This is a genomic window from Xenorhabdus sp. PB61.4 (assembly GCF_963894935.1).
Lineage (GTDB): Bacteria > Pseudomonadota > Gammaproteobacteria > Enterobacterales > Enterobacteriaceae > Xenorhabdus > Xenorhabdus stockiae.
In genome coordinates this window covers 1-7,521 of record NZ_CAWQJR010000051.1, presented here as the reverse complement: position 1 = coordinate 7,521, position 7,521 = coordinate 1, and the positions used below count along the sequence as shown (strand labels likewise).

10 protein-coding genes and 2 pseudogenes are annotated in these 7,521 nt (G+C 43.9%); 9 read left to right on the top strand and 3 right to left on the bottom strand.

What is annotated here, in order from left to right; translation table 11 throughout:
* Window positions 1-178 precede the first annotated feature (178 nt).
* A pseudogene (locus AACX68_RS20075) lies at window positions 179-535 on the top strand (DUF7823 domain-containing protein); the annotation flags it as partial.
* Between the two features lie 276 nt (window positions 536-811).
* Here AACX68_RS20075 and AACX68_RS04165 read toward each other — a convergent pair.
* Complete coding sequence (locus tag AACX68_RS04165; RefSeq protein ID WP_099118338.1) at window positions 812-1,615, bottom strand: DUF3800 domain-containing protein; 804 nt, start codon at window positions 1,613-1,615, stop codon at window positions 812-814.
* A 254-nt stretch (window positions 1,616-1,869) separates the two neighbouring features.
* On the opposite strand from AACX68_RS04165, the gene AACX68_RS04160 reads away from it, so the two are divergent.
* The 8 genes and pseudogenes from AACX68_RS04160 to AACX68_RS20065 all read left to right on the top strand — a co-directional run bounded on the left by AACX68_RS04160 (window position 1,870) and on the right by AACX68_RS20065 (window position 6,230).
* On the top strand, window positions 1,870-2,199 hold the full coding sequence (locus AACX68_RS04160; protein ID WP_228860668.1) for a phage holin, lambda family: 330 nt from the start codon (window positions 1,870-1,872) through the stop codon (window positions 2,197-2,199).
* A 244-nt stretch (window positions 2,200-2,443) separates the two neighbouring features.
* On the top strand, window positions 2,444-2,857 hold the full coding sequence (locus AACX68_RS04155; RefSeq protein WP_228860667.1) for a lysozyme: 414 nt from the start codon (window positions 2,444-2,446) through the stop codon (window positions 2,855-2,857).
* Window positions 2,854-3,303, top strand: a complete 450-nt coding sequence (locus AACX68_RS04150; protein WP_228860666.1) for a lysis protein — start codon at window positions 2,854-2,856, stop codon at window positions 3,301-3,303. The genes AACX68_RS04155 and AACX68_RS04150 overlap by 4 nt, the downstream gene beginning before the upstream one ends.
* A gap of 331 nt (window positions 3,304-3,634) precedes the next feature.
* The gene (locus AACX68_RS04145) at window positions 3,635-3,787 is read left to right on the top strand and encodes a hypothetical protein (RefSeq protein WP_228860665.1); all 153 of its coding nucleotides are present in this window, start codon (window positions 3,635-3,637) and stop codon (window positions 3,785-3,787) included.
* Between the two features lie 271 nt (window positions 3,788-4,058).
* Entirely contained in the window at window positions 4,059-4,262 is a 204-nt protein-coding gene (locus AACX68_RS20070) for a DUF551 domain-containing protein (protein WP_370630331.1), read from the top strand.
* Between the two features lie 51 nt (window positions 4,263-4,313).
* On the top strand, window positions 4,314-4,649 hold the full coding sequence (locus AACX68_RS04140; RefSeq protein ID WP_228860664.1) for an HNH endonuclease: 336 nt from the start codon (window positions 4,314-4,316) through the stop codon (window positions 4,647-4,649).
* Window positions 4,650-4,837: 188 nt separating this feature from the next.
* On the top strand, window positions 4,838-5,707 hold the full coding sequence (locus AACX68_RS04135) for a tail fiber protein (protein ID WP_228860663.1): 870 nt from the start codon (window positions 4,838-4,840) through the stop codon (window positions 5,705-5,707).
* Between the two features lie 15 nt (window positions 5,708-5,722).
* Window positions 5,723-6,230, top strand: a pseudogene (locus tag AACX68_RS20065) (phage tail fiber protein).
* A gap of 55 nt (window positions 6,231-6,285) precedes the next feature.
* Here AACX68_RS20065 and AACX68_RS04120 read toward each other — a convergent pair.
* Together AACX68_RS04120 and AACX68_RS04115 are read right to left on the bottom strand one after the other, a co-directional pair.
* Complete coding sequence (locus tag AACX68_RS04120; protein WP_228860660.1) at window positions 6,286-6,798, bottom strand: phage tail protein; 513 nt, start codon at window positions 6,796-6,798, stop codon at window positions 6,286-6,288.
* A 49-nt stretch (window positions 6,799-6,847) separates the two neighbouring features.
* A partial coding sequence (locus tag AACX68_RS04115) for an IS256 family transposase (RefSeq protein ID WP_228860659.1) occupies window positions 6,848-7,521 on the bottom strand: 674 nt, incomplete at its 5' end.

The window sequence follows — 7,521 nt, the reverse complement described above, 5'->3', positions numbered from 1 at the left end:
TAGCTCAGTCTACCAAGACTGTTGAAATAATGAGGACAGAGAGGGCGGATTTTCATCAGGGCTCTTTGAAGCCGAATATATGTTTGCGACTACTTTTGTCAGAAAAATATTTTTATAGACTTGAATTAGGTCGGTGTCCATATAGCTATTTAGTAAATATTCTTACACTGGACGACAGAATCAAGATTGGGGATATTTGACCAAGGGTGGAGATTTAAGTACAGGTGAATCTACTTTTGGCACTCTGACTAATCTTCAGAGCACTATAGGTATTGGACACATCTTAACGTTTATACTTATAGAGGGTCCCATCGGTACTTTTGAGAGTATACAACTACAAGTTGACACCCAAAACCAGCCGAACTTAGGGAGTAAAACTCTTGAAGTAACGGCGAATAGCTCAACTTATAGTCTTGGCTCAAGCCCAAATTCTACAACTAATTTCGTCTATGCCTCTGACGGCGCAAAACAACTAGGCGACCTACTAAAACAAAACGTAGGTAATACCCTGTCTTTCTGCTTCAACTGGAAATAAATCCACACTCTGAATTGAAGGCTGCTTAATGCGGCCTTTTTTGTTTTGAGTGGGTAGTCGTAATCTATTTTGTTAGTAACAAATTGAATATAAAACAGTGATAAAGCTCTTGTATGGCACTCTTTACATTTGCAAATCTGGTTTTTATTTAATATGCTAGCAACACAGATTTGATAGTTTTGGGAATGAAGAGGCGGCTCCCAAAAGTTTAACCGCCAAGTTGGTCACTTCGACTTAGGTCTGGGACTCCAACCATGTCGGCTGAGAGGTCGGCGCCTACTTTTTTCTTTTTCTTACGGGAAGTGGTACGGATAATTGTACGTTTCTTGTTTCTATGTCTCTTGACCCAAGCGTTTTATCATAAAAAAACCAGATATTAAATTTTCTCTCTTTTGGCCATGTGTCGTGGCAGAGCGTTTTCCATCCAAGGTGTCCCGCGATTTTTTCCACTAACTGTATCTTTGTATCTGACGATATTTTTTTTTGATATGAACTCATTATTGCTCCAAGGAAAAAATCAGATATCTGGATATTCTCTGAGACTTTTGAATCCTTTGTCACTACAGAGCTAATAATATTTTTTCTACCAAATTGTTTTAATAGAGTGTTATTTGCGATTACATGAAAAGCTTCATCTGCTTTTTTATACCTGGATGCTATTGGGTCGACTTCTATACGGAAAAAACAATCACGCTCAGGATGTGCTGCAATAACATTACCTATTTTCGTGGAAATTAATTTCGTGAAGTGTTTTCTCATTGCCAAGTCGTAATCGCCATCATGAAATGCCTTATTGACCATAGATTTTTCTATAACAATGCAATGAAAAGCCAACCAAGGATTCTGGAAGAAAACATCAACTAGTTCTTTGTAAAAATCGGCGTATTTCTTGGAGTTAGCTTTTTTCCATTTGATTTCTTCATAGTACCTATGTTTGTCTCTTAGTTCTCTAATGATGCGGGAGAAATCACCTCTGCGTTGATACTTCATCCATAGGCTACCAAAGCCATAAAAGCGCTGTCCATCTATACCTGATTCATCACAAGCCACATGCCAGATTAGTTTTCCGGGGTCTCTCATGAAAGATCCTTCTGTATAAAAGATTCATAGTGATTAATTTGCCTATTAAATCACATGCATAACTAATTGATAAGGATCGTTTTAGTCAAAAATCACAAAGAGTGGTACTTTGTTCTTGGATAGTTAGCTCGATCATAAAATTAACAACGCATTCGCCACCGCAACGTTTCAACACTCTACTCACTACAACTCACCGGGGTAACCTTAGTTCACCCCACGGACGCCCATTGTTCTGATGGGGTGGAAATATGAAGATGAAAGAAGATCCTACTATCTGGGTACACCTCAGTGACTGGCTTGTGTCGGTAAGAAAGCAAGGTATCTTGGCAACCCTCGCGGGGACCATGGCCTTTCTTCGTGGTCGCTATCACGGTGGCGGCTGGTTAAAGGTCTCCATCGATGCCTTTATGTGTGCCATGTTCACCTGGTTCATTCGTGACGTATTAAATCTGTTTGGTCTGAATCCTGATTTGGCCTACATCGGTAGTGTGGTGATTGGCTATCTGGGAACAGATTTTATTGGTCAATTGCTGCGTAAAGCGGCGGAGAAGAAAGCTGGGGCGAGCAATGACGAACCAAGGTGATGAATCAGTATTTGGTGCGAGCCATTCTTATGTGAAAGGACTTCTACATCAAAATCGCCGTCGCTGGTTATTGCATAGATGGCGTAGATGTTGGAACGAAGACAGAGACGTCCGAGAGCAAGTTCGTCACTCCGAGTATCTACGTGCTTTATTTGGCTTTGAGAATCGCTATCGAGTTATCAAGTTGCTCGTAAGACATGACCAAAACAAGGGAAGAATCTGATGAAAATCAAGCGAGAGCGGATTGAGCTTTATCAAACAGTATGAAGGCCTGAAACTGAAAGCCTATCCCGATCCGGCGACAGGTGGTATTCCGTGGACAATCGGCTACGGTCACACAAAAGACGTCAAGCCGGGGCAAGTCATTACCGAACAGCAGGCTGAAGCATTCCTGCATGATGACCTTCAGCCTATTTACCTCACCCTTGAATCAGCCGTGAAGGTATCACTGACTCAGGGGCAGTTTGATGCCCTGTGCTCGTTCATCTTCAATTGTGGTGCAGGTAACTTTGTTCGTTCTACCTTACTGAAGAAACTCAATGCCGGTGACTACCAAGGGGCAGCCGATGAGTTCCAGAGATGGAATAAGGCAGCGGGTAAAGTGATGAATGGTCTGACTAAGCGTAGGGCATCTGAACGCCAGATGTTTTTATCATGAGATTCAATCTCACCTATGGCGTGATTATTGCGCTAATTATTGCTTCGGGTGCGGCTTACTTCTATCGCTCTGGATATAAGAAGCAGCTCGGTATCAATAATGACCAGCTAATCGAAATCCAGCAACTGACCGACCGAATTAACTACCAGAACACGCACATTGACATGCTGCATGAGTTAGACAACAAACACACTCAGGAACTCGCCAATGCCAAGACTGAAATCGATACTCTTCGGGCTGATGTTGCCGCTGGTCGTCGCAAGTTGCGCATCCAAGCCACCTGTCCAGTGTCTGAAGCCTCTCCCTCCGGCAGCTTGGGCCATGCAACCACCGTCGAACTCTCTGGAGAAACTGGACAAGCTGTTCTCGATATCCGAGAAGGCATCATCAACGATCGGGCAAAGCTGAGATATTTGCAGGATTATGTTAGGACGCAGTGTAGATGAGAGGACGGCAGGAGTGCTACCGTCCTACGATTTTATTAGAGTTTGCAAATTATATCTCCCGTATCGGGATCTAATTTGCAGTCAATGGCGAATGTATTGGCGTAAGTTTGCATTGAGGCTAAAGTTGCTGACCCCATCAACAGGAAAAGAAGAAGATATTTTTTCATTTTACTACCCAGTCAAAACGTTATTATCAAAAAATGGATAAGTCTAATAACCTTACCCTTATTGAATAATAAATGAACAATTATTAATACTCAGTTAATGCACAAAACTAAACCCAATATTTCTTTACCCATTCCCTGAGTGGTTAAAGGAATACAGATAATGCATGCTGCCACTTCGTTCTCACCGCGTACTCTACGCACACGGACTGGTGGCATTTTTATTTGCGCCGGGTTATCGCCGTCTGTCGGTATTAGCTATGACATGTCTCCTTTTCATCGAGCGTACTGACAGAATCAAAAATAACCCATGCCCCTGAGAATAACAGGTCATTATCAGCAACATCCGCTGTAGGCAGGCAAAGTGATGTGACAGCCGGAGAGACGGCAAATTCTGAACAGGCTATTCATTGAGTGGATTGTGCAGAGTTTTATCTCTGTTTTGACTGACTCCCGACTAAAAAATGACGGGGTTATATAAATCAGACCAGTTGTTTGTCCTGAATCAATTAAAGGTAGCTTGGTAAGCATGGTGGTTTACATGAATCCTTGTATTATATTTGTTCGAATACACCACAATGCGAGGGAAGAATGGAATGGATATCTGTCAATGACAGACTACCAAAAACAGTTAGACAATTTGAAAGGTTTATTATTTCTACTGATAAAGGTATAGGCATAGGGGTTCATGACAGTCTGAATGGGTTCTCTCATATAATTGTCAATGGAGGAACTCAGTATTCAAATTATATAGTTACTCACTGGATGCCATTACCAGAACCACCTGTTAAATAATCTGTAAATCAACCACCTTCGGGTGGTTTTTTGCTTTATGGAGGGCAGCGCATGTCATCCCGTATCTATGGCAGTAAATGGAATAAAGCCCGGCTAACTTTCCTGCAACAACACCCCCTGTGTGTGATGTGCCGGCAACAGGGCAGATTAACCGCCGCCACCGTCGTAGACCACATTATCCCGCATAAACTCAAAGACGCCATGAATACTCGTCACAGTACGACCATCAAAGCGGCGCAACGTCTATTCTGGGATAAAAAGAACTGGCAGCCACTGTGTGCCTCACACCATAACTCGACCAAACAGCGTATCGAGAAGCGCGGTCAGGACATCGGCTGTGATGCAAACGGTTATCCGCTGGATGCTCACTCACACTGGCACCAATAACCGCATGAAATTGATTCAACGGAAAAGTGAAAGAAAGGAATGATTACAGGAGAAATCATCACGGGGAGGGCGGGTAAAAAGTGCCGGGCAGACACGTAAAGACCGCCACCGTCCCGCAAAAATAACGCTAACGCAGTTTTTTAACAAAAAAAGACCCTCAACCGCTTGACATTGAAAGGAGGCTGACAATGTCAAAGCGTACACGTTCTGACAGCCTCAAAGGCAAAATGCAGGCGATGGTCAACGCCTTTCAGGACACCATCGACCCCCCGGCACATGCTGGTTTAATGCCGGAGGCCAGCAGTAATTTGCTGCATATGATACAGGCCGTGAATTCGGATACCGAGCTGGTGCTGGCCGATAACGTCAACGTGACGCTGAATAACGTCACTTACCAGATTCAGGTGACCGTACCGGACTCCATGTCTGATGGTGTCCGGCATATGGTGGCTATCAATACTTATATCGTCCAGTTCCTCCAGAATATGGATAAATGGATGAGCCAGAATGGGATGGTGGCGGTAACACTGCCGAATGGACAGAAAGTGGCATTGCAATCGATAAAGGCGCTACAGGATAGTGTTAAGAATGCATACCCAAAAACAGGAGGTAAGATCGATGGTGAGGTTTATGCAGATAATTTATGGTCAGCCTCATCTTTAGAGCTGGGAGATGTGGGTAATAGAAAATACAATGGAATAAAATTCACTGGAAAGGATGGTGCAGGATTCGATAATAATAGCGTAGAGATCCAATCGTGGCATGGCATTGGATTTAAAACAAGCCTTGATAATAAGACAAATATTTATGTTGATACACGAAAAGGGAATATAGGACTTAAAGGTGCAATTCACACCAAGAGGGTACTGACGGACTCAATAGCAGTTGGTGATAACTGCGGCATGGATTTTACCGGAGTTGATGGTGCAGGATTTAATGGAAACAACCTTGAAATTCGTTCATGGTTTGGTGTCGGCTTTTATTCAACGCAAAATAAACAAACAAGTGTTTTTTTCAATACCCGTAATGGGGATATAGCAACAAAAGGGACGATTTGAGCCGGTAATGGTGTCGTGCTCTCTCTGGGGCAAAATTGCCATCAAGATGGTAGCGATTATATCAGACCCAGTTCCCCTATCATAGAAATCTTCCCGTCGTGCAAATTCACTACTAACGATGAATCCGAAGGCGCAACTGTTTCTAAACCCGGCCTCGGTCATTATCAGGTGAATGGCGTTCTGGGTTATAACGCCGATGGTGCATGGGGGTATTTCCTCGCCGAAGAACAACAACGGGCTGGAGCTTATCTACATTGATGACAAGGTGAATAAGGACGGCAGTATCACGATTGAGACGTTCCACCGTCAGCACAGCCACTTACCGGAGCGCTTTCAGAACCAGCGGATAAAAGCCCTTATGAACGGGGAAAAAGTTTATTATCAGGACGGTGAGCCGTGTGATATTCCCGAGGGTTGTCGCTTGGATATCCGTGTCCAGATGCCAGAGAATTCGGTGTGGAATGTGAGGCAGAAGGCCGCAGAGGTTACGGCCGATATTGATCAGGCTGAACAGGTGGAGTGAAGTCAGCGAAATGATGAACCCGCAAAAAAATTGCGGGTTAGATGGTTACTCAGAATTAAGCGGCTCTGACTATGTAATTGAAGGCTACGTTGCGTGGGCGAACACGGAATGATGCTAAAGATACCCTACCACCTGCTGTTAATTGGGTGGTCAGATATCCCGTTGATTGCGCCCAAACAGGCTCATCAAAGTCTTTGGCCATGAAATCTGTAATATCAGCTCCCTCCGTCTTATACGCGCTTATTGGTGGTGAAACTAACACACCAACAGCTTTTTCGGGGGGTTGATTTGGTGTTATTGGAGCATCTTTATAAGTAAATACTGATGGTAGCATCGTTGCTTCTTGTTTAGACAGCAATGTACGATTAGGATCAATTGTTCCCTCTCTATCCCATCCCCGAATGAATTCACCACGTAAATCAGGCAATACACCGGAAGGGTAAGCAAGAGACAGTTTCGGATATTTTCCTTTATCGAATGTCTCACCATTGCATATTAGCCAGCCTTCAGGTGGGTTTTCCGTGGGCCAAGGAACAGGAACACCAACAGGCAGACTGGAACCATCCATATGCCAATTAGTGACCTTGTTTAGTATTTTGTGTAATCGCCATTTTCGTTTAAACGTGACCGTCTAGACGGTCACTAAATTCAATCATAAAACGACTCATCGCAAGACGCCAATCTTGGATAGGCAGGGTCCATTTTTTAGACGCGGCTTGAATCGCCAACCAGATCACCTTTTTCACCGAATCATCCGACGGGAAGATTTTACGTTTCTTGATAGCATGTCGAATGACACTGTTTAGTGATTCGATGGCATTCGTCGTATAAATCACCTTCCGGATTTCAGCTGGATAGGCAAAGAACGTGGACAAATTGCCCCAGTTTTCTCGCCAGCTACGGCTGATTTGAGGAGAACGCCCATTCCATTGTTCAGCAAAAGCATCCAAAGCCTGCAATGCCACTTCTTCTGTCGGGGCCTGATAAATCTGCTTGAGATCTTTGACAACCGCTTTAGCCTCTTTCCAGGATACATAACGCAGGTTATTGCGTATCATATGAACAATACACAACTGCACTCGAGTCTGCGAATAAACGGTATTAATCGCCTCAGGAAACCCTTTTAATCCGTCCACACACGCGATGAAAATATCTTTCAGTCCCCGGTTATAGAGGTCTATCAGTACGCCAAGCCAGAACTTCGCTCCTTCATTCTCGGCCAGCCATAAGCCCAGCAGTTCCTTGTGACCTTCGGTATTAATGCCTAACGCGATGAAGACCGATTTATTGA